The organism is Lysobacter concretionis Ko07 = DSM 16239 (assembly GCF_000768345.1).
GTDB classification, from domain to species: Bacteria; Pseudomonadota; Gammaproteobacteria; order Xanthomonadales; family Xanthomonadaceae; genus Novilysobacter; species Novilysobacter concretionis.
Genome location: NZ_AVPS01000001.1, coordinates 358,416 through 381,514, shown reverse-complemented (window position 1 = coordinate 381,514; position 23,099 = coordinate 358,416). Strand labels below are relative to the sequence as shown.

General features: G+C 63.3%; 18 protein-coding genes, 1 tRNA gene and 2 pseudogenes. 4 read left to right on the top strand and 17 right to left on the bottom strand.

Features of this window, described 5'->3' with window-relative positions; all coding sequences use genetic code 11:
* Positions 1-32: 32 nt before the first annotated feature.
* Positions 33-539 (bottom strand): annotated as a pseudogene (locus N792_RS01575) (IS5 family transposase); the annotation flags it as partial.
* Positions 540-609: 70 nt separating this feature from the next.
* Between N792_RS01575 and N792_RS01565 the strand changes: the two are divergent.
* Positions 610-1,697: pseudogene (locus tag N792_RS01565) on the top strand (IS3 family transposase).
* A 108-nt stretch (positions 1,698-1,805) separates the two neighbouring features.
* Here the strand turns inward: N792_RS01565 and N792_RS01560 are convergent.
* The 11 genes from N792_RS01560 to N792_RS01510 form a co-directional block, all read right to left on the bottom strand.
* A complete protein-coding gene (locus tag N792_RS01560) occupies positions 1,806-3,653 on the bottom strand; it encodes a hypothetical protein (protein ID WP_036191816.1) in 1,848 nt (615 codons plus the stop codon).
* Between the two features lie 660 nt (positions 3,654-4,313).
* A complete protein-coding gene (locus tag N792_RS01555; RefSeq protein ID WP_036191813.1) occupies positions 4,314-4,790 on the bottom strand; it encodes a hypothetical protein in 477 nt (158 codons plus the stop codon).
* A gap of 66 nt (positions 4,791-4,856) precedes the next feature.
* Positions 4,857-8,516 (bottom strand): DUF4915 domain-containing protein, encoded by a 3,660-nt coding sequence (locus tag N792_RS13320; protein ID WP_052103253.1) that lies wholly within the window; start codon positions 8,514-8,516, stop codon positions 4,857-4,859.
* Positions 8,513-9,934: an ABC transporter ATP-binding protein gene (locus N792_RS01545; RefSeq protein WP_052103252.1), complete on the bottom strand. Its 1,422-nt coding sequence runs from the start codon at positions 9,932-9,934 to the stop codon at positions 8,513-8,515. The genes N792_RS13320 and N792_RS01545 overlap by 4 nt, the downstream gene beginning before the upstream one ends.
* Positions 9,924-10,754 carry an ABC transporter permease gene (locus N792_RS01540; RefSeq protein WP_036191810.1) on the bottom strand — a complete coding sequence of 277 codons (831 nt, stop codon included), beginning with the start codon at positions 10,752-10,754 and terminating at the stop codon, positions 9,924-9,926. Before N792_RS01540 ends, N792_RS01545 begins: the two co-directional genes overlap by 11 nt.
* Positions 10,751-11,779, bottom strand: coding sequence for a UDP-glucose 4-epimerase GalE (gene galE / locus N792_RS01535; RefSeq protein WP_224743900.1), 1,029 nt, complete (start codon positions 11,777-11,779; stop codon positions 10,751-10,753). The genes N792_RS01540 and galE overlap by 4 nt, the downstream gene beginning before the upstream one ends.
* 8 nt (positions 11,780-11,787) lie before the next feature.
* A complete protein-coding gene (locus N792_RS01530; protein ID WP_036191807.1) occupies positions 11,788-12,966 on the bottom strand; it encodes a cystathionine gamma-synthase in 1,179 nt (392 codons plus the stop codon).
* 182 nt (positions 12,967-13,148) lie between these two features.
* Entirely contained in the window at positions 13,149-14,525 is a 1,377-nt protein-coding gene (locus N792_RS01525) for a pyridoxal-phosphate dependent enzyme (protein ID WP_036191804.1), read from the bottom strand.
* Positions 14,526-14,667: 142 nt separating this feature from the next.
* On the bottom strand, positions 14,668-14,886 hold the full coding sequence (locus N792_RS01520; protein ID WP_036191802.1) for an HP1242/YdcH family protein: 219 nt from the start codon (positions 14,884-14,886) through the stop codon (positions 14,668-14,670).
* A 388-nt stretch (positions 14,887-15,274) separates the two neighbouring features.
* A complete protein-coding gene (locus N792_RS01515; protein WP_052103251.1) occupies positions 15,275-15,907 on the bottom strand; it encodes a hypothetical protein in 633 nt (210 codons plus the stop codon).
* Positions 15,904-16,206, bottom strand: coding sequence for a DUF4398 domain-containing protein (locus tag N792_RS01510; RefSeq protein WP_052103250.1), 303 nt, complete (start codon positions 16,204-16,206; stop codon positions 15,904-15,906). The genes N792_RS01515 and N792_RS01510 overlap by 4 nt, the downstream gene beginning before the upstream one ends.
* Positions 16,207-16,379: 173 nt before the next feature.
* Here N792_RS01510 and N792_RS01505 point away from each other — a divergent pair, with 173 nt between their 5' ends.
* A complete protein-coding gene (locus tag N792_RS01505) occupies positions 16,380-17,486 on the top strand; it encodes a PilT/PilU family type 4a pilus ATPase (RefSeq protein WP_036191796.1) in 1,107 nt (368 codons plus the stop codon).
* 410 nt (positions 17,487-17,896) lie between these two features.
* On the opposite strand, the gene maiA is transcribed toward N792_RS01505, so the two are convergent.
* The 5 genes from maiA to rplM form a co-directional block, all read right to left on the bottom strand.
* Positions 17,897-18,562: a maleylacetoacetate isomerase gene (maiA, locus tag N792_RS01500; RefSeq protein WP_036191793.1), complete on the bottom strand. Its 666-nt coding sequence runs from the start codon at positions 18,560-18,562 to the stop codon at positions 17,897-17,899.
* Between the two features lie 109 nt (positions 18,563-18,671).
* The gene (locus N792_RS01495; RefSeq protein ID WP_036191790.1) at positions 18,672-19,658 is read right to left on the bottom strand and encodes a fumarylacetoacetate hydrolase family protein; all 987 of its coding nucleotides are present in this window, start codon (positions 19,656-19,658) and stop codon (positions 18,672-18,674) included.
* A gap of 101 nt (positions 19,659-19,759) precedes the next feature.
* Positions 19,760-19,834: transfer RNA gene (locus N792_RS01490), tRNA-Gln, on the bottom strand.
* Between the two features lie 27 nt (positions 19,835-19,861).
* Positions 19,862-20,254, bottom strand: a complete 393-nt coding sequence (gene rpsI / locus N792_RS01485; RefSeq protein ID WP_036191786.1) for a 30S ribosomal protein S9 — start codon at positions 20,252-20,254, stop codon at positions 19,862-19,864.
* Positions 20,255-20,265: 11 nt separating this feature from the next.
* Positions 20,266-20,694 (bottom strand): 50S ribosomal protein L13, encoded by a 429-nt coding sequence (gene rplM, locus N792_RS01480; protein ID WP_036191783.1) that lies wholly within the window; start codon positions 20,692-20,694, stop codon positions 20,266-20,268.
* Positions 20,695-20,864: 170 nt separating this feature from the next.
* Here rplM and N792_RS01475 point away from each other — a divergent pair, with 170 nt between their 5' ends.
* Entirely contained in the window at positions 20,865-22,067 is a 1,203-nt protein-coding gene (locus N792_RS01475) for a (Fe-S)-binding protein (RefSeq protein ID WP_052103249.1), read from the top strand.
* 164 nt (positions 22,068-22,231) lie between these two features.
* The gene (gene coq7 / locus N792_RS01470) at positions 22,232-22,873 is read left to right on the top strand and encodes a 2-polyprenyl-3-methyl-6-methoxy-1,4-benzoquinone monooxygenase (RefSeq protein ID WP_036191780.1); all 642 of its coding nucleotides are present in this window, start codon (positions 22,232-22,234) and stop codon (positions 22,871-22,873) included.
* Positions 22,874-23,099: the final 226 nt, after the last annotated feature.

Sequence of the window (23,099 nt, the reverse complement as noted above, 5' to 3'; positions counted from 1 at the left end):
TTTCGGGCGGTTTTCCCGCCCTCCAGGCACAGTTAGTCCGTCTGCGCCAGCAAATGCCGGCGCGCCATCCATAGATTCGACAGCGCGAACAGCGTCAGTACCTGGCTGCTGTTCTTCGCCAAAGCACGGTAGCGCACCTTGGTAAAACCGAACTGACGCTTGATCACTCGGAACGGGTGTTCCACCTTCGCCCGCACGCTGGCCTTGAAGTGCTCCCAGCGTTCGGTCGCACGGCGCTCACGCGCATTCTTGATCGCCTTCACCTTCGAGCGCTTTTCCGCAATCCAGAAGGCCGCCTTCGTATCTTCCAACTCCTCACGTTTTTCCGCGCCGGTGTAACCGCTGTTTCCGCAGATGGTGTCTTCCTTGCCGTGCAGCAACTTGTGCATCTGCGTTACATCGCCCACGTTCGCCGCCGTGCACTCCACGTGGTGCACCAGCCCGGACTCATCGTCCACGCCAATGTGCGCCTTCATCCCGAAGTACCACTGGTTGCCCTTCCTGGTCTGGTGCATTTCCGGGTCGCGCTCGCCGTCCCTGGGTAATCCCCCCGCCCATTAGCTGATGCCAGAAGTGGAATTTTCTCGTAGTCTGACCCGAGGAGGTTCCATGAAGAAGTCCCGCTTCACCGACAGCCAGATCATCAGCGTGCTCAAGCAGGCCGAGGCTGGCACACCCGTGCCGGAACTGTGCCGCGAGCACGGCATCAGCTCGGCGACGTTCTACAAATGGCGCAGCAAGTTCGGCGGCATGGAGGTGTCCATGGTTGCCCGCATGAAGGAGCTGGAGGATGAGAACCGGCGGCTCAAGAAGATGTACGCCGACGCCCAGCTCAGCGCCGACCTGCTCAAGGAGGCGATGTCAAAAAAATGGTGAGGCCATCTCAACGCCGGGAGATGGCCCGATGGGCAGTTGAGGGCGGGCGCACGAACATCCGGCACGCCTGCCAAGCCTTCCAAGTCAGCGAGACCTGCTACCGCTACCAGGCCAAGGCGAGCGAGGAGAACGCCAGGATCGCCGACTGGCTGGAGCGGTTGACCACCGCCTACAAGGACTGGGGCTTCGGCCTGTGCTTCTTGCACCTGCGCAACGTCAAGGGCTTTGGTTGGAACCACAAGCGGGTCTACCGCATCTACCGGGAGTTGGAGTTGAACCTGCGGATCAAGCCGAAGAAGCGGATCGTACGTGAGCGTCCGGAGCCGTTGGCGGTGCCGGAGGCGATCAACCAGGTCTGGTCGATGGACTTCATGCACGACCAGCTCAGCGACGGCCGTAGCTTCCGGCTGTTCAACGTGCTGGACGACTTCAACCGTGAGGGGTTGGGCATTGAGGCCGACCTGTCGCTGCCCGCAGCCCGCGTGATCCGGTCGCTGGAGCAGATCATCGAATGACGCGGCAAGCCCCGGGTGATCCGCTGCGACAACGGTCCGGAGTACATCAGCGGAGCACTGCTGTCCTGGGCGGAGCAGCAGGGCATCCGGATCGAGCACATCCAGCCGGGCAAGCCGCAGCAGAACGCCTATGTCGAACGCTACAACCGCACCGTGCGCTACGCCTGGCTTGCCCGCACGCTGTTCGATTCGATCGAGCAGGTGCAAGACACAGCTACCCGCTGGCTATGGACGCACAACCACGAGCGACCGAACATGGCGCTTGGCGGGATCACCCCGATACAGAAACTGGCTCTCGCCGCTTAGCTCCACTTTTGCTGTCCGCTAAAAGCGGGGGGATTACCGTGGCATCCATGATCGTGCCGGCGCGCAAGCTCTGCGTCATTACAAGAACGTCAACCTGCAGACGGCTACTCATCGAGACGTGTCAATGATGGCACAAGCCTCCGTTTCAACACGCTGCGCAGCTAGCATTGTGCTGGAACCGGAATCCATCAGGACAAAGGAAATCTCCGACGCAACCCAGTTCCCTGTTTCCGCGGTGCCGACGGGCTCGGCGTTTGCGAAGAGCATCGGGGCGCCGTCAGCGGGCACGAGCCAGACGGTAACCGACTCCACCTCGGGGATAGTTACTGACCAGCGAACCACAATGTTCTCGGTACCCTTTTCGGCCCGCGACCCGCAGACATCGATCGAGCGCGGGCTTACCTCCAGGGATACGAAGGGAGAAGACTTGGCGCTCTCGGCAGCCTCGACAATCGCTCCAATGAGGTTGTTGGAGGCAACCAGATCCTCTTTGCCCATGTACGTATATGTCGGACTCTCTGCGCCATCCGGAGCGCGGGAGCTGAACTTGAAACCGAACTCGTATCTGTGAACATCCACCGCCGTTGCTGAAAAAGGCACTATGCATTCTGAGTCAATGTTGAAGTTCGCTCGACAGAACATGCGGCCTGATTTTGCATCGTTCCCAAGCACGGTATCCCCGCCGAGCCACCAACTCGTCTGGGGTTGGGGCGCATCCAGCAACAATCCCGCGTTCCCGCCCCACGGGATCTCTAAAAACGCCTGCCCGAAATGCTTTGCCTCGGTGGACGCTTCGATGTTGAAGACGTCCTTGTATGATCCACTGAAGAAATAAACCATGTTGATTGCCAAATAGACGAGCAGCAACCTGATTGCTGCTTTCCTCCTGCCCAAGGCAATGACAAGGAGACTCAACAGGCTGGCAACAGGAAACATCCATCTTGACTCCTGCTTATCGACACCTGGCAGCGCAGCCACCGAAATCAACGCGAGCATCAGCCCGACGATCAGCAACACGCGCGGCCACTTGACATTACGCGGCTTCCAGAGCACGCCTGCCCAAGCTAGTATTGCCGAGACTGCCATCATCGGAATAACGAAAGCTCCCGGTGAACGGTCGAGGCTGAGCGATCCAACAAACCAAGGTAACCCGAAGTTCGTACCCAATAGCACGTTACCCAAGTACCGAGCGACAATCAGCAGCGTATCCGCGCCTACTTCAATGGGTTGGCCAGCAGTCCCTGTGGAAACAGCGAGGGATGAAAACCACTTCCCTGCTAGGAAAAAAACCAAGAAAGGAAGTACCGCAATGGCGACGCCAGCGACAATCCGCAAAGGCAGCTGTCGACGCGTGATCACCGATTCCAGTGCGATCATCACGCCCAGAACAAACATGGCCACAATATATCGCTCGTGGACAAGGACGGCACAGATCGCTAGAAGGAAAATGGCGAACAGATGCGTGGACTTTCCCGAGTTGCCACCGACAAAATCCAGTGAATAGTAGACAGCAGCAAAAAACAGGAAGGCACTCAAGGTTTCGATGTTCCCCGAGAGATAATCGAAACTCAGCATGATCGCGAATCGGGAAGTTATACAGATCGCACCGATTAAAAAAGATACTACCCTGGGAGCATCGAACCTCCGACGAGCTATTAGGTATAGTATCGATGCAGTGCCCCACAGGCCCAACAGATTGATGACCATGGGCACGAAACGGGGCGCATCATATGTCCCGTAAAGAGCCCAAATCGTATTGAACACAAGCCGGGGCTTGTAACTGTTTAGGTCCGAGAACACGCTCAGGAACGTACGATCCTCCGGCCGCCGGAAAAAGGCCGTCAGCTCATCGCCGAAGTAGAACGGGTGATAGAAACTAACGGACACGACCGCCGTCAGCACCAGCAGCCCCGTCAGATCGAGGAACGTGATTCGTCCGTCAGACGATATTTTCATGGGTAGCTTTTTTAACGAACACGAAATTAAATGCATTTAGAAACGGCAAAAGCACCGAATCGTGCGATTTCATACCGGCGAGCGAAGGGCTGCGACCCAAACATTGAATACAGCAGTAAAATAAGTAGCTTTCATAAGGAACCCAACACCTACCAAGCTCATTGATGCAGGCCTCAATTGATCTCCTCGAATCGAAGACCGGGCTGCCCGCAGCGAAATTCGCAGACCCAGGCCTTTGCCGAGACGGATGAAAGATCCTCGCCCACGCAAATTGACGAGGAATTCGATCCCCACGGCCACCCAGACCTCCGTCGAGACGGATCCGTGTCCCAGACTACAACTTGCGCCCTCCCTCGTCCTTGCTGACGACCACCGCACGTGTCATTAGGTATCCCGGTGTTGCAAACCCGAGCGAACCGGCGGGTGAGGCCGCACACCCACAGCCACCGTCGCCCCCAACCGCTCTCCCAGTGCCGACAAGAGCAAGCAGAACTCCGCATATTCTCGACAGAATCCTGCAAGCTTCTCAGCACACTTCATCATTGTGTGATGCATGGCCAGTTACGGTGTACTGGCCCCAACGGAAGATTCCAATGTTACCTACTCTGCCATTGGCGCCGATGGGTGCTACCGGCTCAAGGGTCACCGGTTCGATCCCTCTCAATTGCAAGGATGTCCCATCATCATGTGGGCCGCCAACTGCTCGTCCGTCGTAGCATTTACCAACCGGAAGCGGGTTCCATCCAGCACCCACGGCCCCGTTTCAACCTCGCCCTGTCTTCCGGCGACCGAAAGCACCTTCCAGTTTTCCTGTCCCGGGTCCGCAACCTCGACCCGCACCTGCTCGACCGCGGTGTTCCGGACTTGCCAGCTGATCCTGGCCTGCAGTGCGGAGGTTTCATCGCAACCCGGCACGGTGTCGGGCGACACGGCGAAATCGACATCCGGATTCTTCTGCTCGACCGGAGGAGGCGGAACAGTCTGCTCGACGGGCGCGGCGGCGGACGATTGGGCCGCCGGGTTGCCTGCTCCGGGCCCGTGGTCCGGCCCACAGGCGGCGAGGAGCACGGCAACGGTGACGGTGACGGTGACGGTGACGGTGACGGACAGGCTACACAATTTCAGGAACTTGCTCATGTCGGATTTCCATTGACGTTCAGCGTGGATGACCCGGTGAGGGGCAGATGGGGCTCCAGCACCTGATCAGCGTTTTCCGCGGTGCAGACCCCGCCGCGCCCTGAATTTTCTGACCTTCTCTTTCAATAACTGACTGCTGGCTGCAATGAGATCGGCGTACTGGGTATTTTGGAACCCCCAGATCGTCGAGTGCTGCTCCTCCTTGTGCCCGACAAGGAAGGGCTCGGTCACGATCACCTTCAGGGCGCGCCTCGCTTCCAGATACCGGTCGATGGTGTTGGTCTCGACGTCCCGATTGGTCTCGTCCCAGTTGACAATGGTATCGAACACGCCGGGGCTGTAGATATTCATCACAGTGCTGATCAGTCTGTTAGTGGTCACGAAGCTCCGCCCTTCGTGCTCGTCAACGGCCAGGATCTTTGCATCTCGGTGCAGATCGGCCATGAGGCCGGAGAAGATATCCCAGCGCACGTCAGGGCTGGACAGATAGGCGTCGATGCTTGCGCATGCCTCCTCGAAGTCCGCGGGGAATTCGACGTCATCCTCGCAGATCGTGACGCGATCGAGCCCATGTTCGCGCGCGAGCATGATCATGTACTTGTAGCTCATCGCGCAACCGAGCCAGCCCTTGCTGTGCCGCAGGCCCGGGAACAGGGTAAAACCGTAGTGGTTGTCGCGGGCGAAGTCCCGACTGCGGTCGGTGTATTCGGGGAGATTAAGGCACAGGCGATCCGATTCCAGCCGGTACTTATGGCCTGATTCGCGCCAGAACTCATCGAACGAGATGTTGTCCGTGGCGAGCAGGAACCTGTAGAAAAAATAGTCGAAACGGTTGAAGTAGTCAGCCAGCGCCGCTTCATTGGCGCGGACGCGCTCCTCGCGCTCGGACCCGTGCTCAAGCCAGTAACGCACGCGACGAACCATCGCCGGAATGTCGTCGATCTCCACGAAGTCGACCAGCCCCTCCAGTTCCCCATGGTCTTCCATGTCCGTGGAGCGTTCGGAGACGACCAGTTTGCCGAGAGACAGGCACTCCCACACCCGCGTCGTTTCCATGAGCGCGCCTGCGTAGTAGTGGATGTTCACTACAAGCTTCGCGCCTGCCAAGATGCTGTAAAGCTCCTCGCCGAACACTTCGCTCACCACCCTGATCCGGCAATATTTGCGCAGTTCCTGTAAGTAGGCCCGCCTGCGCTCGTTGCTGGCATCCCCGTAGAATACGACGTCGTATTCGTCCGCGTCCGCGGCGGGGCGCGGGTTGGCCGATAGGTCCGGGAGATGGCCGACGGGCAGATAGTAGACCTGCTTGAGGCTGAGGCCCTTTTCCTTCAGGAAAGAAATGTTGCGCGTCGAGTAATCGAAGATCGCGAAGGAGTTCTCGAGCCTGCCCATATAGTCTTCGGTGAACCACCTCGAGCTGACCGACTGTTCCATCTGGAAGGCCACATAGAACCCCGGCAGTACCGGGAACATATGCGGACAGATGACGAAATGCGGCACATCGACATATCCGCCGGCCGGCTGCTCGAAGATGATCTCGGAAGCGATGCCGACGCGCGCTAGCGCGCCGTGCATCTCGCGAGCGATGTATTCGCAGTGCCGCGTCGTGAGGATGACGACCGGACCGGCGGGCGATCGCAGGTCAAAGCGCACCGGCTGTGGGGCCGCAGGCTCCGGTCCACCCCTGCTGAGGAATCCGCGGGTAAGCGTCAGCACCTCGCCGACCGACTTGCCCTTGGCCAAGCCAAGGTAGCGTCCCGGCCGCGCAAGCAGGTACCCAAATGCGCGGACGCCGGGCCCGGCCGACTGGATTACGCGACGGACCGCTGCCGCAGCGCTGCGCAAGGGCCGCGTCAACTGCATCGATCGTGAGCCGTAGACCAGCTGCAACTCGGCCTCCAGGTCGCTCATCCGTTGCAGGGAAGCCTCGACCCCTCCTTCCACTCGCGAAAATTCCTGCTGCAAAACATCAAACTCTTCCGACTGCACAGCCAGGGCCGCTTCCAGGTCGCGGACCTTGTCTTTTAAGGCCTCTGCGCGGTTGGCTTCAGCACTCAGCGCTTCCTTGCCTGCAGACAGTTCACCCTCGAGCTGTCTGATCCGAGATTGCAGTGCGGTCGCGTGGTCAAGCTTGGCTAACAACTCGTCGTGCATGTCGCCCGCGCGGCTTTCCAAGTCCGATACAAGGGACATGAGGCCGGCAATCTGGCGCGCATGCTCCCCCTCGAGCTGGCTGATCCGGGACTGCAGTGCGGTCGCGTGGTCAAGCTTGGCTAACAACTCGTCGTGCATGTCGCCCGCGCGGCTTTCCAAGTCCGATACAAGGGACATGAGGCCGGCAATCTGGCGCGCATGCTCCCCCTCGAGCTGGCTGATCCGGGACTGCAGTGCGGTCGCGTGGTCAAGCTTGGCTAACAACTCGTCGTGCATGTCGCCCGCGCGGCTTTCCAAGTCCGATACAAGGGACATGAGGCCGGCAATCTGGCGCGCATGCTCCCCCTCGAGCTGGCTGATCCGGGACTGCAGTGCGGTCGCGTGGTCAAGCTTGGCTAACAACTCGTCGTGCATGTCGCCCGCGCGGCTTTCCAAGTCCGATACAAGGGACATGAGGCCGGCAATCTGGCGCGCGTGTTCGCCCTGCAACTCTGTCCTGGCAGTATCGACGGACGCTGCCAGCGCATCCAGAGACGCTGCGAAGGTCGATGAGTTGCGCGCGCCGGCGATCTCCTCTCGCTGCTCGATCGCTTTCATCAGCCGCGTTTCAACTGCATTGATCTGCTCGAGCGCGACACCCAGACTGTCGCGCTCCCTCTCAAGATGCCGCAATTCGACGTTTAGATCCCGAAGGCGTTCCGACTTGTCCGTGATGATTGAACTCAGGATGGCAGAGCTGTGGGCGGCGATCAGAGCAACAACGTGCGACGCCTCCCTGGCCTCCACCGCATGCACGTCGTACACCTCGTTGGTGGGAAGGCTGAGCCGGGCGATCTCGTCCCAGGTGACCGCGTCCAGCGCCACCAGGCTGGCGGTCTGGGCTTCGGCCTGCGGCAGATTCCGGGACCGACTGAGCCCGACGAATATGCAACCGCCGGACACACTTACTCCCCTGACATAGCCGTCGAAGGACATTGAGCGAAGGAGCGAGCCGTCTGCCGCATACTCCTGCAGGGCCATCTCGCCAGAATTCGCGACCATCAGGTTCTGTCCGTGGGGAAACAGGCTGTGGGGCTGTGACAGGCCGGTGATCAGGCGTTCTCCCGACCGCAGATCCTGCACGAAGCCCTGGTCTTTAGTCGCGCCTTTGTATTCGCGGTGCAGGGAGAATTCACCGAAAGCCGAGAACACCAGCCTGCCATTCCATTTCGCCAGACAGTTCACATGCCAGGCATCGTCCTCGCCCGGAAGCGTCCAGCGCTCCTCCTCGATCGCGCCGGCATCGAACCGGACGACCTCATTGCCCTGCGTGCTGACCAGGTAAAAGGAGTCGCCGTCGATCAACACGTCGTGGACATCACCGAAAGCAATGTCGGTCGGGTTAATGTCCATGGGCGTGCCTTGGTACAGCACGACTAGGGACGGCTGGATTCCACGCAACACCCGGCGTCCGGACACAGACAAACCCGTGGAATCCAAAGCGTCCAGCTTCTGGATCGCGCCTCCGTGGACGAAAAAGATGCCTCCCCCGTTGGGCGAAGTCACGAGCAGGTTGTTGAAGACGCTGGTCATTCAAGGGTTACCGTAGAAGTACAGCCGAAATCGACGGCCTCCTGGGCCTGATTGCGGGAGATGGGAAGGACGCGGAACGCGACTGCATCCGAGAGCCGGTGGATCAGGATTTCGCCCTGGTCTAGGCATCCGAACACGCCGGCGTTCATGAAGAACACGCCCGGATTGAGATGGCAGATGAAGCTGAATTCCGCCACGGCGCTAGTGCCCGACGACACGATCAAGCCTTCATGGACGTTCGCTTGGGATAGGCTGCCGCCGAGGTGTGTTCCCGTGACGGTCTTGATGAGCATCCCGAACCTGACACCGGTGAACGTGCGATCGAAATCCACGCGATAGCGGTACCGGTAGGTCCTTCCACGGACTAGGCCGTTGACGGTGCGTCCGTCCATCGTTCTGATTTCAGGGCCGGAAATTGTCGCGCCGTGACTCTCATACTTGATCACATTCGTAGAGACGAATGCGGGATCGTAGTTCTCCGTCTCGAGGGCGTCGGCCGTGTCCTGTGCGGTACCATCGCCGCTGCTGCCACTGGCCCGGCCATCCAGCAGGGCAGCGCAGACCCTGCCCAGCATTTCATCGCGAATCCGAGCCGCCTTGTCGGCAGGTGCGTAGAGCAGCTTCTGGTACATGCCAACGACCTCCTTCGGCGCTCCGTCGGCCAGCATTTCACCGGCGTCGAGCAGGATGGCGCGATCGCACAAGTCGACCACCGTTCCGCCGGCATGCGAGACAAACAAGATGGTGGCGCCGGTCGACCGCAACTGCTCGATCCGCGCGAAGCACTTCCTCTGGAAGAGTTCGTCGCCCACGGCCAGCGCCTCGTCCACGATGAGGATGTCCGGGTCGGCATTGATCGCAACCGCGAAGGCAAGCCTGACTGCCATGCCGCTTGAGTAGGTTTTGACCGGCTGGTCGATGAAATCGCCGATGTCGGCGAAGTCCAGGATTTCATCGAACTTGCGACCGACCTCTTGGCGTGACATACCGATCAGCGCGGCGTTCATGTACACGTTGTCGTGGCCGGTGAACTCAGGATTGAACCCTGATCCGAGCTCGAGAAGCGCCGAGACGCGGCCGAGGGTTTCCACCCGCCCGGCGCTCGGGGACAGCGTCCCGCAGATAATCTGTAGCAACGTCGACTTACCCGATCCATTCCGCCCGACGATGCCCACGACTTCACCGCGCCCCACGTCGAACGAAATGTTGTGCAAGGCTCGGAAATCCCGGTAATACGCCCCCCCCCTCAGCCCCAGGGTCCGGCGAATACGCGGCACGATGAACTGCCTCAAGCGATGAGCGGGGCTGTCATAGATCTGGTACGACTTCGAGACGCTCCTGACGGAGATGGCGACATCCCGGGATGCACGTCCCGGGACGGCAGATGCCGCGACGGACGACTGTTCGTCAGAGGACATCGGCGAACCCCTTGCGCGTTTTCTGAAACCAGAAAAAACCGCCCCAGGCTATTACCAATGCCACAAGCATGTAGAGGCCCAGCCCGGTGAAGTTCGGGAGTCGGCCCCAGATAAGGACATCACGCGTCTGCTCGATGATGAAGGTCAGAGGATTAACCATCACGATCCAGCGGAAGCTCTCGGGTAGTGCGGTAATCGGATAGAAGATCGGCGCGAGAAACAACATGACCGTGGTCATGATCGTGGTGACTTGACTCACGTCGCGAACATAGACGCCTAGGGAGGCCAAGAACCACGCAACCCCTAGCGTCAACACCACAAGCGGCGCCAGGATCAGCGGCAGGAATACCAGCGTCCATTCAACCCGGCTATCGAGTATTAGCAGCGCCACCAACAGGATCAAGACGCTCACGCAGGCGTGAAACAAGGCAGAGCCCATCACCATTGCCGGCAGCACCTCCAATGGAAAAACGACCTTCTTGACGTAGTTCGGGTTAGACAGGATCAGACCCGGGGCCCGGTTGACCACTTCCGAGAACAGCGCATGCACCAGCATGCCTACAAACATGATCAGCGCGAAATGGGCCCGACCATCGGGAAGGTCACCGCCCCAGCGTGCCTGGAACACCACGGAGAAAACGAATGTGTACACACACAGCATCAATAGCGGCGTCAAAAACGACCACGCCACGCCGATTGCTGCGCCCTTGTAGCGGCCGACCACGTCGCGCTTGGCCATTTGGCCCAGCAGTCCACGATTTCGCCACAACGTCTCCACCATGTGCACCAGTGAGCCCGGTTGCGAGGCATGGGGATTCACGTGCAGTGCTCCTGCGTCGAATTCAACTGCCAACGCCAACTGTCCCGACACATTTCCTCAATACCGCGTTTGGTCCTCCACCCGAGGACCTCGCGCGCCAGCCGCGTGTCAGCCCAGGACTCGGCGACATCACCATCGCGCCTGCCGACCAGTTCGTGAGGAACCACACAACCGTTGGCAGATTCGAACGCATGCACCAATTGCAGCACTGATGTCCCTTGACCGGTACCCAGGTTGACCGTAAGAAGACCACGACTTGCCAGGCAGTGGCGCAAGGCCACCACGTGTCCTTCCACCAAATCCATGACATGGATGAAGTCCCGCACGCCGGTACCATCGACCGTAGGATAGTCGCCGCCGAACACCGACAGTTTCTCCCGCACACCCGCCGCTACTTGGCACACGTAAGGCATCAGGTTGTTTGGAAACCCCTTCGGATTCTCGCCTATCAACCCGCTTTCGTGGGCACCGACAGGATTGAAGTAGCGCAACCGGGCGAAACTAGTATCCGGATCGGCAGCGTACACGTCCTCGATCATGTCCTCGAGCACGAGTTTGGTTCGGCCATATGGGTTTGAGGCCCGGCGCGCCGCGCACTCACTCAACGGCATCGGCTCGGTCGGGCTGTACACGGTCGCGGACGAGGAAAAAACCATCGCCCGCACCCTTTTCTCCCGCATCGCTTTTAGCAGTGAGTGGGTACCGACTACGTTGTTGTCGTAGTACTGAAGTGGCTGTTCCACAGACTCGCCCACTGCCTTCAGGCCGGCGAAATGCATGATCGCGTCGACCCGGTACCCACCGAGCACCTGCGCCAGCAGGCTCTCATTACGAATGTCGCCCTCGATGAAGGCCGGCCGCCTGCCGCAGATCCGCGCGATGCGATCGATCACCCCAGCAGTACTGTTGGACAGGTTGTCCAGCACGAGCACTTCAAATCCAGCCTGCGTCAGTGCTACGCAGGCGTGTGAGCCGATGTAACCGGTGCCGCCGGTGACGAGAATCATCGCCTTGTCCGACTTCATCGACGAACTCAGCTCAGTGCCACTTGGAGATCGGGGACCAGGTCGTCCGCATCCTCCACGCCCACGCTCAACCGCACGAGGTTATCGGTCACCCCCAACGCCGCCCGCCTTTCCGCCGGCACCGACGCGTGGGTCATGATCGCTGGCAGGTTCACCAGGCTTTCCACGCCACCCAGGGATTCGGCCAGCGCAAACAGCTTGGTGCGCTCACAGAAACGCTTCGCGGCCTCCGCACCACCCTTGAGATAGATCGACACCATGCCGCCGAAGCCGTGCATCTGGCGCTTCGCCAGCTCGTGCTGCGGATGCGACTTCAGGCCGGGATAGATCACCTTCTCGATCGCCGGATGGGTGGCCAGCCATTCCGCCAGCACTTGTGCGTTCTCGCAATGCGCCTTCATCCGCAGGTGCAGGGTCTTCAGGCCGCGCAAGGCGAGGAAGCTGTCAAACGGGCCTTGCACCGCGCCGATGGAGTTCTGCAGGAACGCCAGTTCCTCGGCGAGGTCGTTGTCGTCGCCGACCACCGCCATGCCGCCGACGATGTCGGAGTGGCCGTTGAGGTACTTGGTCGCCGAGTGCATGACGATGTGCGCGCCGAGTTCGAGCGGGCGCTGCAGGATCGGCGAGCAGAAGGTGTTGTCGACCACCACGATCAGGCCGCGTTTCCGGGCGATCTCGGCGATCTGGGCGATGTCGACCAGCTTCAGCAGCGGGTTGGTCGGGGTTTCGATCCAGACCATGCGGGTCTCGGGACGGATCGCGGCTTCCAAGGCGGCCGCGTCGCTGAGGTCGATCCAGCTGAAATCCAGCCCGGCGCTGCGGCGGCGGACGCGCTCGAACAGGCGGTAGGTGCCGCCGTAGACGTCATCCATCGCGATGACGTGGCTGCCGGTGTCGAGCATCTCCAGGATGGTCGAGGTCGCCGCCAGTCCGGACGCGAACGCAAACCCGCGGGTGCCGCTTTCCAGCGCCGCGACGCAACGCTCGTAGGCGAACCGGGTCGGGTTGTGGCTGCGCGAGTACTCGTAGCCCTGGTGCACGCCCGGGCTGGATTGCACGTAGGTGGAGGTCTGGTAGATCGGCGTCATCACCGCGCCGGTGCTGGGGTCGGGAGACTGGCCGGCATGGATGGCGAGGGTGCCGAGGCCGGGCTTTGAACCGACGTCGCGGGGTGGGATGTTGCTCATGGTTGTGCGTTCCGTTTGTCGCGCGAGGCGACTGGGCAGTTTAACAGCTTGGCGTCGAGGGCTTGCGGCGGCGTGTCAGGCCTATCGCGACTTACGTCGCTCCTACAGGAGCAACTCGGTGCCTTGGACTCTCGTGCCGCCTGCACCGCCACGCGCGCCAGCTCAGGGTCAGTGCAGGCCGGCTACTCCACCCGCCGCCGCAAATGGTTCAGCAGGTCGATCCGGGTGATCAGGCCGAGGAAGTGGTCGCCGTCGGCAATGATCGCGACGTGGCCGCGGTCGAACACCGGCAGCAGTGCCTCGATCGGCGCGCGCACGTCGACCTTGTCGAGCTTGCTGACCATCGCGGTGGAGACGGGGTCGCGGAAGCGCGCCTCGTCGCCGTAGACGTGCAGCAGCGCGTCGGACTCGTCGAGGATGCCGACCAGCTGGTCGTCGGCCATCACCGGCAACTGGCTGACGTCGTACAGCTTCATGCGCTGGTAGGCGGTGACCAGCAGGTCGTCGGGACCGACCACGACGGTGTCGCGCTGGGAGAACGGGCGCAGGATCAGGTCGCGCAGGTCGCCATGCTGCTCGCGCTCCAGGAAGCCGTTGTCGAGCATCCAGTAGTCGTTGTACATCTTCGACAAGTACTTGTTGCCGGTGTCGCAGACCAGCACCAGTACGCGTTTCGGGGTGGTCTGCTCGCGGCAGTACTTCAGCGCGGCGGCGAGCTGGGTGCCGGTGGACGAGCCACCGAGGATGCCCTCCTTCTCCAACAGCATGCGCGCGGTCAGGAAGCTCTCCTTGTCGCTGATCGCATACGCCTTGGTGACCCGGCTGAAGTCGGAAATGGGCGGCAGGAAGTCCTCGCCGATGCCCTCGACCATCCAGCTGGCCGACTTGTCGCTCAGCGTGCCCTCGTTGATGTACTCGGTCAGGATCGAGCCGACCGGGTCGGCCAGCACCAGCTCGGTGTGCGGCGAGAGTCTGGCGAAACAGCGCGACAGGCCGGTCATGGTGCCGGAGCTGCCGCAACCGAACACGATCGCGTCCAGGCCACCGACCTCGGCCATCTGGGCGAGGATCTCCGGCCCGGTGCCATGCTCGTGCGCGGCCGGATTGTCGGGGTTGCCGAACTGGTTGATGAAGTACGCGCCCGGCGTCTCGCGCGCGAGCCGTTCGGCCAGGTCCTGGTAGTAGTCCGGATGACCCTTGGCGACATCCGAGCGCGTCAGCACGACCTGCGCGCCCATCGCCTTGAGGTTGAAGATCTTCTCCCGGCTCATCTTGTCGGGCACCACGAGGATCAGCTTGTAGCCCTTCTGCTGGGCGACCAGGGCCAGGCCGAGCCCGGTGTTGCCGGCGGTGCCTTCGACCAGGGTGTCGCCGGGCTGGATGTCACCGCGGGCTTCGGCCGCGGCGATCATCTGCAGGCCGATGCGGTCCTTGATCGAGCCGCCGGGATTTTGCGATTCGAGCTTGAAATACAGCTCGCAGACGCCGGTATCGAGGTGTTGCGCCTTGACGATCGGCGTGTTGCCGATCAGGTCGAGGACGGAGGTGGCAATGGGCATGTCGGGGGCGAACCCTGGCGCCGGCAGATGCGGCAGATGCGAGGGATTCTAAGGGATGCTGGCAGTGGCAACCGGGGGAAGGGGTCGCCACCACCAGCGGTCAGACCGTTCAGCGGGGCTGTGACCTGCCCCGGCAGCGGCGTCAGTTCATGCGGGAGGCGTACATCCTGGTGAGGCGATCCTTGGCGACCAGCTTTTCACGCTTCATCTGCGCCAGCGTGGTGGTGTCGATCGGCAACACGCCGAGCTCCGCATCCATCACCTTCTTGTCGAGCTTCTTGTGGCGCTGGTACAGCTGCTTGAATTCGGGATTGGCCTTGATCAGCGCCTCGATTTCAGACTGCGATTGGTCGTCGAACATTGAAACCTCCTTCAGCAGATAGACAAACGCCCCGGCGGGAAGGCCGAGGCGTTGGGGGGTGTCATGACACTTCGATCCGGTCGGATCCGGCGGGATCCGCCTCTACACGGCCGTTCCGGCCCCACGGGAACGCATCGACTGCAGCGGCGGGGATTGCCTGATCCGGACCAACGGGTTGCGTCATGTTGCTGGCTCATCGCCAAGCGGGAAACAGGCCGCCTGGATATCCGACCCTACTCCTGGCGCCCGGCACCGGCAAGGGGCGGTCAGGCGCATCCAGGCGCGCATCACGGAACCAGATTGGCGCGCTTGTCCGCAAACCCCGTCACGGCGGGGCCACGGCATGGCAAGCGGTTGATATATAACAATATTTTTACGAAATACCGGTTCACTTTTTCTTCGATTTGTCGGCCTTGGCAGGCTTCTTGCCGAGCAGTTCCGCCTCCTGTCGCGCCAATTCCGCCTCACGCGCCCTGGCCGCCCTGAGCTTGGCAGCCTGCGCGCCGGCGACGCCCTTCAACGCGGTTTCGACATCGGCCATCGCTTCCGCATCGCTCTCGCTCTGCTGCCGCAGGCGCGCGGCCTCTTCGGCCTGGATCTGGGCCTCCACGCGCAGGCGCTCGGCCTCCGCGCGGGCCCGCGCGGCGTCGCGGCGACTGGCCTCGACCAGCAACTCGCTGCGCTCGCGGTCCAGTTGCTGGGTCTGCTGCCGCATCAGTGCGGTGCGGGCGGCAACCTCGGCGATCTGCACCCGCCGCTGGGCGACGTAGTAGGCGCCTTCGACCTGGCTGCTGCGCGCACCGGCCAGGACATCGATCGCCTGGCGTGCCTGCAGGCGCTCGTAGGCGGCCGCGTTGGCGTAATCGGGATTGGCGTCCAGCGCGATCAGCTGCTGGGTCAACTGCGCGACGTCCGCATCCACCGACCGCCGGCTCTGCGGTTGTGCCTGCGCCTGCAAAGGGATCGCCGCGGCGAGCACCGCGGCAAGGATGGCGGTGCACAAGGTCGTATGCGGTTTCATCGGTCACCTCCCGCCTGGAGGCGGCCCTGCAGGTGCCTGACCTCGCTCCTGCGCTGCGCCAGCTCGGCGGCGGCCTGGGCCTCCGCGCTGAGCGCATAGGCCAGATCGGCATCGGCCTGGGAGGCCAGCGCGAGTGCACGGGCGACATCGTTGCGACCGCCCGCCATCGCGGCCTGCGCCCGGCCGAGTCCGTCGCGGGCCAGCGCCAGCTGCTCACCGGCGTACTGGTCGGCGTCGGCGTTGGTGGCGCGCGTCAGCGATTGCTGGGCGGCGCCGAGCTCGCTGGTCGGCGGCGGCAAAGTGGCGCATGCGCCGAGTGCGCAAGCGAGAACTGTGCCCAGTAGCAAGGGGCGGATTTGTGAGAAGCTGCGATGCATAGGGGAGCCGTGGCGGTAGTCTGTCGCGCGGCCATTGTGATCAAGCCGGCGTGTGGGTTGCAACGATACGCCAGCTCAACGGGGAGAGTACGTGCATGGACATCGGCTATTTCCTGAAGCTGATGACGGAAAAGAATGCGTCGGACATGTTCTTGAGCACCGGCGCGCCGGTGTACATCAAGATCGAGGGCCGGCTGCATCCACTGGGCAATACCGGCCTGCCGCCGGGGATGGTCAAGAAGATCGCCTATTCGCTGATGGGCGAGGGCCAGGTGCCGCAGTTCGAGCGCGACCTGGAATTGAACATGGCCTATGCGCTGCCCGACACCGGTCGTTTCCGCGTCAACGTGTTCAAGCAGCGCGGCGAGGTCGGCATGGTGATCCGTGCGATCCGCAGCGTGATCCCGTCGATCGAGGAGCTGCAACTGCCGCAGGTGCTCAAGAACATCATCCTGGAGCCGCGCGGACTGGTGCTGATCGTCGGCTCGACCGGCTCGGGCAAGTCGACCACGCTGGCGTCGATGATCGACCACCGCAACAGCAACGTCTCCGGCCACATCCTCACCATCGAGGACCCGATCGAATACCTGCACCGGCACAAGCGCTCGCTGGTCAACCAGCGCGAGGTCGGCCTGGATACCCACGCCTTCCAGAACGCGCTGAAGAACGCGATGCGCGAGGCGCCCGACGTGATCCTGATCGGCGAGATCCTCGATCAGACCACCATGGAAGCGGCCATCGCGTTCGCCGAGACCGGCCACCTGTGCCTGGCCACGCTGCACTCCAACAATGCCGACCAGACCATCGAGCGCATCCTCAACTTCTTCCCCGAGGGCGCGCACAAGAACGTGCTGATGAACCTGGCGCTGAACCTGCAGGCGGTGATCTCGCAGCGGCTGGTGATCGGCGTTGATGGCCGCCGGCTGCCGGCCGCCGAGGTGCTGATCAACACCCCGCATATCCGCGACCTGATGCGCCGCGGCCAGGTCCATGAGATCAAGCACGCGATGGAGCAGTCGCTGGAAGCGGGGATGGAGACCTTCGACCAGTGCCTGTTCCGGCTGCAGAAGGAAGGCAAGATCGATATCGAGGAGGCGTTGCGTGCCGCCGATTCGCGTGACGGGCTGGCGTTGAAATTCCGCCTGTCCGAAGGCGCCGGCGCCGAGCACGACCCGTATGCCGAGGTGTTCTCGACCCAGTAGCCGGCCGACGTGCTTGTAGGAGCGACGTGAGTCGCGACCCGTGACCCGACAAGATCCGGCGAGGAAACGCAGGCTTCCACCGTCCGGATTGTCGCGGCGTGAACGCGCGTTATCGATTGCCAGTGGGGTCGCGACTGGCATCGTGCCTGCAACAGCGGGTTCGCGCGGCATCACCCGATCTTCCGATTGGATCTCCTCCGAGCGTAGGAGCGGCTTCAGCCGCGACCAGTACATTGCAGCCCCAGACGTTGCCCGATCCGCTGCGACGCGCAGTCGTTGACAGGGCCGCGTTGGTGAGGATCGCCGGGGATATGGGAGCGCAATGTGGCTGCGGATCCTGCGTGTTCGCGGCTGAAGCCGCTCCTACCGGGCACGGATCGATAGGACGCCCGTTAGCCGCAGCCCGCCGCTCAGTTCGCCGGCGGCGCGTCGGGCTGCATCTCCGGCCGCGCCGCGTCGAACGCCGGCAAGGCCAGGCAGGCGCGCTCGATCCGGGCAATGGTCGGGAACTGCCGCATGTCGACCGCGAAGCGGCGGGCGTTGTAGACCTGCGGGATCAGGCAGCAATCGGCCAGGCCGGGGATGTCGCCCTCGCAGAACACGCCGGTGGCGGGGTGGTCGTTCAAGGTCGCCTCGATCGCGGAAAAGCCCTCCACGATCCAGTGCCGCACCCATTCGTCGCGCTCCGGCTGGGGCACGTTCCAGGTGCGGTCGAAATACTGCAGCACGCGCAGGTTGTTGAGCGGGTGGATGTCGCAGGCCACCGCCTGCGCCAGCGCCCGCACCCGCTGGCGATCACGGCCGCTGACCGGCAGCAGCGGCGGCGTCGGCCAGGTCTCGTCGAGGTACTCCAGGATCGCGACCGACTGCCGCAGCACCCGTTCACCGTGCTTGAGCACCGGCACCAGCTCCTGCGGATTGAGCTCGCGGTAGTCGTCGGCGTGCTGCTCGCCACCGTCGCGCAGCAGATGCACCGGCACCGTCTCGTAGACCAGCCCCTTGAGGTTCAGGCCGATGCGCACGCGGAACGCCGCGCTGGATCGCCAGTACGAGTACAGCTGTAGTTGATCGGCCATCTGCTCCCTTCCCTGCCCTGCCTGCACCGCTGCACCCCTCGCCCGAACCCTGCATGCCCAGTGAAATCCTGTCCTGTCGACCGCCCCGCCGGCGGGCGTGCACCGGATATCAGCTGCCGTGGCGGTCGATCCGCTGCTCGATGGCGCCGAACACGCTGTTGCCCTGCGCATCCAGCATCTCGATGCGAACGGTATCACCGAAGCTCATGAACGGCGTGCTCGGCTTGCCGTCGCGCAGGGTTTCCACCGTGCGCAGCTCGGCGAAGCATGAAGCCCCCAGGCTGGTGTCCTCGTTGGCGATCGTGCCCGATCCGACAATCGCCCCGGCCGACAACGGCCGCGTGCGGGCCGCATGGGCGATCAGCTGGGCGAAGTTGAACTGCATGTCGACGCCCGCCTCGGGCGCGCCGAACCACTTGCCGTTGACGTGGGTCAGCATCGGCAGGTGCACCTTGCTGTCGCGCCAGGCATCGCCCAGCTCGTCGGGCGTCACGAACACCGGGCTCAGGGCGGAGCGCGGCTTGGACTGCAGGAAGCCGAACCCCTTGGCCAGCTCGCCCGGGATCAGGTTGCGCAGCGACACGTCGTTGATCAGGCCGATCAGCTGGATGTGCTCGGCCGCCTGCCCGGGCGACACCGCCATCGGCACGTCGTCGGTGATGACCACCAGCTCGGCCTCCAGGTCGATGCCGAACTCCTCGCTGGGCACCTGCACGGGATCGCGCGGACCATAGAAGCCTGCGCTCACGCCCTGGTACATCAACGGATCGGTATAGAAACTCTCCGGCACCTGCGCGCCACGCGCACGGCGCACGCGCTCGACATGCGGCAGGTAGGCGCTGCCGTCGACGAACTCGTAGGCGCGCGGCAAGGGCGCGGCCAGCGCGACCGGATCCAGCGTGAAGGCGCCTTCCACATCACCGGCATTGAGCTTTTCCGACAAGGCGTTGAGGCGCGGGGCGATGTTCGACCAGTCCTCCAGCGCTTGCTGCAGCGTATCGGCGATGCCGGTGGCGCGCACCGCCCGGCTCAGGTCGCGCGCGACCACGATCAACGTGCCGTCGCGGCCGCCTTCCTTGAGGGAACCAAGCTTCATTGAAAACTCCGTATGCAGCGCCTCGGCGCGAATGGTTTCAAGTGTAACCGCTTGTACGCAGGCAACAAAAAACCCGCCATGGAGACGGGTTTTTTGAGGTTTGGCAGCCCCGGATGGATTCGAACCACCGAATGCCTGAGTCAGAGTCAGGTGCCTTACCGCTTGGCGACGGGGCTATAGAAGCGGATTGTAGCGCAGTGGTATCAGCGCTTGGAGAACTGGGTGGCGCGACGGGCCTTGTGCAGACCGACCTTCTTGCGCTCGACTTCGCGCGCATCGCGGGTCATGAAACCGGCCTTGCGCAGCTCGCTCTTGAGCGACTCGTCGTACTCGACCAGTGCGCGCGAGATGCCCAGGCGGATCGCGCCGGCCTGACCGGTGGTGCCGCCGCCGGCAACCGTGACATTGACGTCGAACTTGTCGGTCGACTGGGTCAGCTCGAGCGGCTGGCGCACGATCATGCGCGCGGTCTCGCGGCCGAAGAACTCCTCGATCGAACGCTTGTTGATGGTGATGTTGCCTTCGCCCTTGCGCAGGTACACGCGGGCGGTGGAGGACTTGCGGCGGCCGGTGCCGTAGTTCTGCTGGATTGCCATGTCAGTTGACCTTAAATATCCAGCGGCTGCGGCTGCTGGGCGGTGTGCGGATGCTCGGGGCCTGCGTAGACCTTGAGCTTGCGGTACATGGCGCGGCCGAGCGGATTCTTCGGCAGCATGCCCTTGACCGCGGTCTCGATGACACGCTCCGGATGGCGCTCAAGCGCCTGGCCGAGGGTCTCGGTCTTCAGGTTGCCGATGTAGCCGGTGAAGCGGTGGTACTTCTTGTCGGCCAGCTTGTTGCCGGTCACCACGATCTTCTCGGCGTTGATGACGACCAGGTAGTCGCCGGTATCGACGTGCGGGGTGTACACGGGCTTGTGCTTGCCACGCAGGCGGCGGGCGAGTTCGGCGGAAAGGCGGCCGAGGGTCTTGCCGGCGGCATCGACGACGTACCAGTCACGCTGGACGGTCTCGTTCTTGGCGGTGAAAGTCTTCATGACTGGGCTTCTTATGGGTACCTGGCCGGGCTGATTCCGCTGTCTTCCCAATGAGGGTCGACGCCGGAATTTTGCCGCGCGTTGTGATCTGCGGAACGAAAGAGGCGAAATGATAGCGGGCCCCGCAGAGCTCCGCAAGCCACTGAATCGCGAATGGTAACATCCCTTCCATGCCCGCCGCTACCCGACCGACCGCCGTGGATCCACTGGTTGCCCTGGCCGATCGCTGCGTGCAATGCGGGCTGTGCCTGCCGGTGTGCCCGACCTACGGCCATGACCGGGTGGAAGCGGAATCCCCGCGCGGCCGGATCGCCCTCGCCCGCGCCTGGGCACTGGACACGATCGAGCCGGGTCCGGTGGGCGATGCGCATCTGGATCACTGCCTGGGCTGTCGGAGCTGCGAAGCCGTCTGCCCGGCGGGCGTGGAGTATGGCGCACTGCTGATCAGCGCGCGCGGGCGTCAACGCGCGCGGCGCGGCGCCGGACTGTTGCAACGCGCACTCGAAGCACTCACCGCGCGGCCGCGGCTGCTGACCGGCCTGCTCGGCCTCTACCGGCGCGCGTACCGCCTGCTTCCGGCCAGGCTGCGGGGATTGCCGCGTCCGCCGCGCCCCGGCCCGTCCGTTTCGGCCCCCGCCTCTTTGGCCGGCATCCGGCAGCACGATGGCGGCACGCCAACCGCCGTGTTCGTCGGCTGCGTCGCGGGCGCGTACGAAGCGGATGCCCGCGCCGCGCTGGGCCGGCTCTGCTCGGCGCTGTCCGTCGAACTGGTGATGCCTGCGGGGCAGACGTGTTGTGGTGCGATCCATGCCCACGCCGGCAACCTCGACCAGGCCTCGCGGCTGGCGGCGATCAACCACGCGGCCTTTGCCGGATACCGGCAGGTGCTGACCCTGGCCAGCGGCTGCCACGAATCGGTCGCCGGCGCGCTGGATGGATCGGCCGTGGACGCGCTGGCATTCCTCGACCGGCACCGGGAGCAATTGACGTTTCTCGAACGCCGCGAACGTATCGCCCTGCACCTTCCCTGCACCCAGCGCAACGTGGTTGGAACCGTGCCCGCGCTGCGACGCCTGCTGGCGCGGGTGCCGGGACTGGTGGTGGTCGAGATCGACGCCGGCTATGGCTGCTGCGGGGCGGCCGGCAGCCAGATGCTGACCGATCCCGGGCGCGCCGCGTCGTACCGTGAACCGCTGGTGGCCCAACTGGCCGCCAGCGGTGCCACCCGGCTGCTCAGCGCCAACATCGGTTGCCGGTTGCACCTGGCCGGCGGCACCGCGCTGGACGTGCAGCATCCGCTGGTGTTCCTGGCCGAGGCGCTGGCCGCGCCGGGCAATGTCACAACCCCAGCCCGCCAGCGTGATGCCCCGTGACAAATGCTCACTCGTCAGCCCGTGAAGGCCGGAAGCGCTCCACAACGGCGCAAAGGGCTGATCATCCGGGGAAGTGAAGTGCCCGGATGCAACGTCCATGGATCCCGCCATCGCGAAGACGACGAGCAAAATCCCCACCGCCCGCCCCCACTGGAATCGACCGCATGAACGCACGCCGCCTGACCGCCCTGGACCGCTTTATTGACGAAACCCAACGCGCACTGGAAACCGTGTTCGGCACGCCGCCGGCGATGCGGCCCAATCCCGGCCTCGCCGAACCCGACGTCGTGCTCGAAGGCGCGGAGCGCCGCCACGCCGCCGGCCTGATGCGGGTCAACCACGTCGGCGAGGTCTGCGCACAGGCGCTGTATTGCGGCCAGGCCGCCGTGGCCCGGGACGAGGCCACCCGCGCCCACCTGCTGGAAGCCGCGCAGGAAGAGACCGACCACCTGGCCTGGTGCGCCGACCGCCTGCGCGAGCTCGACGACCGTCCCAGCCTGCTCAACCCGCTGTGGTACGGCGGCAGCTACGCCATCGGCGTGCTGGCGGGATTGCGCGGTGATGGCTGGAACCTGGGATTCGTGGTCGAGACCGAGCGCCAGGTCGAGGCGCATATCGACGAGCACCTGCAGTCCCTGCCGCCGGCCGACGCCCGCAGCCGCGCGATCCTGCAGGTGATGAAGGCCGACGAAGCCCGCCACGCCGACAACGCCGAAGCCGCCGGCGCGCGGATCCTGCCGCCACCGATCCCCACCCTCATGGCCGGCGCATCGAAGCTGATGAAAACGATCGCCTATCGGGTGTAAGTCGCACCCGCAGCCCTCCAGATTGCGACGGAGGAAGCGGGCCCGTGCAGGTATTGCGTAACAGCCGGCCATGAATGGCCGGCGGCCGACTCGGCGCAGGATTGCGCCGACGGAGGCTGGAGCAATGCCTGCGCGGGCCCGCTTCCGTCTCCGCAACCCCACGCCTGTGCCGGATCATTGAGCACCGGGTCGCAGAAAAGCAGAAGCGCCGGGATTGCCGGCGCTT